Origin of the sequence: Lewinella sp. (genome assembly GCF_050633125.1) — a bacterium.
Taxonomy (GTDB): domain Bacteria; phylum Bacteroidota; class Bacteroidia; order Chitinophagales; family Saprospiraceae; genus Lewinella.
Genome location: NZ_JBOEFX010000234.1, coordinates 1 through 2,288, shown reverse-complemented (window position 1 = coordinate 2,288; position 2,288 = coordinate 1). Strand labels below are relative to the sequence as shown.

At 42.7% G+C, this 2,288-nt stretch carries 3 protein-coding genes; all 3 read left to right on the top strand.

Features of this window, described 5'->3' with window-relative positions:
* Positions 1–783, top strand: a 783-nt coding sequence (locus tag ACRBG0_RS28570; protein ID WP_431490231.1) for a DUF4230 domain-containing protein, incomplete at its 5' end; no start/stop codon positions are given.
* A 48-nt stretch (positions 784–831) separates the two neighbouring features.
* Positions 832–1,602, top strand: coding sequence for an ion transporter (locus ACRBG0_RS28565; RefSeq protein ID WP_431490230.1), 771 nt, complete (start codon positions 832–834; stop codon positions 1,600–1,602).
* Positions 1,603–1,677: 75 nt separating this feature from the next.
* Positions 1,678–2,220: an exonuclease domain-containing protein gene (locus ACRBG0_RS28560; RefSeq protein WP_431490229.1), complete on the top strand. Its 543-nt coding sequence runs from the start codon at positions 1,678–1,680 to the stop codon at positions 2,218–2,220.
* Positions 2,221–2,288: the final 68 nt, after the last annotated feature.

Here is a 2,288-nt window from a genome sequence, read left to right as displayed (position 1 = left end):
ACTTGGTACGATAACGAAAGTGGCAGTGCAACTAAGGTTTTTGAAGAAATCACCTCAAAGTATACCTGTTATTTGATCAACCAAATTTTAGCCACGGTCATTCCTACCGATGGAGGGAAGATATATGCTAAAGGAAGCGGCTTGGAAACGCCGTGCGGCATCGCCCTCACGGAGGCACTGGGGCCAATGATTGCCAGAATGGAAGAACGTGCCGCCATTGATGATTTTAGTAAATCCAGGGGATTACTGCAAGAAAAGGTTGAAACCGTCATCGCGGAATTGGCAACAATGGAGGTCCGAGACAAAAAAGGGATCAACAAGCAGATGCAAACCAAAATATGGGGTGTGAATGTTTCCAGTTCAGACTTAGAGATTACCGCAATTTCGATCCTCAAAGTAGGCTTTCGCCTAAATGACTATTTTGATATTCAACTCAACCCCAAAGCCAATCTTGTAACGGTTACCCTCCCCGAACCAGTTATTCTGAGCCATGAAGTCTATCCCAAAATCGAAAAACTGGACATCGGCTGGTTGAGAGAGGTAGAAACGGTGAATTTCAATGAAAGTTTCAATGCCTTGCGTAAAGAATTTCGCAGGGAAGCCGTTGAGAGCAACCTCATGAAACGCTCTGAGCAACAGGCCGTACAATTAATGAATACGATGTTTGGCCCGTTGATAAAAAGTATGAATAACCGCTACGAGCTAAAGGTAGAATTTCGTCCTGTTCCCAATAACACTCAGGGAGAGAACATGGAAGATGACAGTAACAGTGTAAGGGGGTAGAATAATGCAACCTTGCAAGAAATAAACTTACGAAACAGACAGTAACCCATGTTTAAACGCTTTTTTCTACGAGAGGAGAACATGCTGACGGCAATCATCCTCAACTCGATCGTAATCTTTGCACTTTATTTTCCTTCCCTTGAGAATGAAAAATGGTTGGAATACATTGATCATTTTTTTATTACGATTTTTACCATAGAAGCCATTGTTAAAATCCGTCATCACGGGTGGAAAAAATATTGGGAGGGCTCTTGGAACAGGTTTGACTTCATCATTGTAGCCGGTAGTATTCCAACGCTGCTTACGGGTTTTCTACCGGTTCCAGACACCTCATTGCTTATTGTATTCCGGCTTTTCCGTTTACTGCGTCTAGTACGCTTCCTGCGATTTGTGCCAGATATGGCCAAAATTATTCGCGGTTTAGGTCGGGCAATGAAAGCCTCTGTTTTTGTGGTCTTGGCTTTGATATTTTTGAATATTCTGCTGGCTATGATTACCTGCCAGTTTTATGGCGACATCGCTCCCGAGTATTTCGGTAATCCTTTGTCATCTTCCTATGCTATCTTCCAATTGTTTACGGTTGAGGGCTGGAATGATATTGCCCAATCAGTTGCTGAGCGGACCGATAGTCCATTTTTAGTTGGTATCACTCGCTTTTACTTTGTATTGATTGTATTGCTGGGAGGAATATTTGGAATGTCGCTGGCAAATGCCGTTTTTGTAGACGAGATGACAATGGACAACAACGATGAGTTGGAAGCCAAAATCGACCAATTGCACGTTGAAATTCAAGAACTGAAAGCACTACTGAAAAAATAAAGGAGTTCGAAAAAAAAACAATCTACACACTTTGCTACATGTTTTTCTGTATCCATCATCCCTAAAAAGAACTCTTTGAACTTTATCATTTACGATATTGAAGCAACCTGTTGGGAAGGAAGGCCTCCGTCTTTGACGCAAGAGACCATCGAAATCGGTGCACTAAAGATGGATCGATACGGAGATGTACTAAGTACTTTCCAGCGTTTTGTCAAGCCTACACTTCATCCTCAGCTTTCCCATTTTTGCCGAGAACTCACTAATATCGACCAAGTTGATATCAACAGGGCCAACACTTTCCCTTCTGTCATTGATAGCTTCATTGACTGGATAGACATTTGGGACGAAGAATACCTCCTTTGTGCCTGGGGGAATTTTGATCAGAAAATTTTCCAACGCGACTGCGCCCTTCACAATCTGGAAGACGATTGGACAGACAACTATCTAAATATCCGTAGGCAGTACTTTGACTTGAAGCGTCTCCAACGCCCTCGAGGTCTCAAAAAAAGCGTCAAATTGGAAGGTTTTGATTGGGATGGTGAGCATCACCGTGCTTTTGATGATGCCCAAAACCTGGCGAAGATTTTTCAGAAGTATATTGATGTCTGGCAATACTGAAAAGGGGAGGGGGATGCATTTGGGTTAGACCGCAAAGCTTATCGTTAAAAACGAAACCCCATGATTTC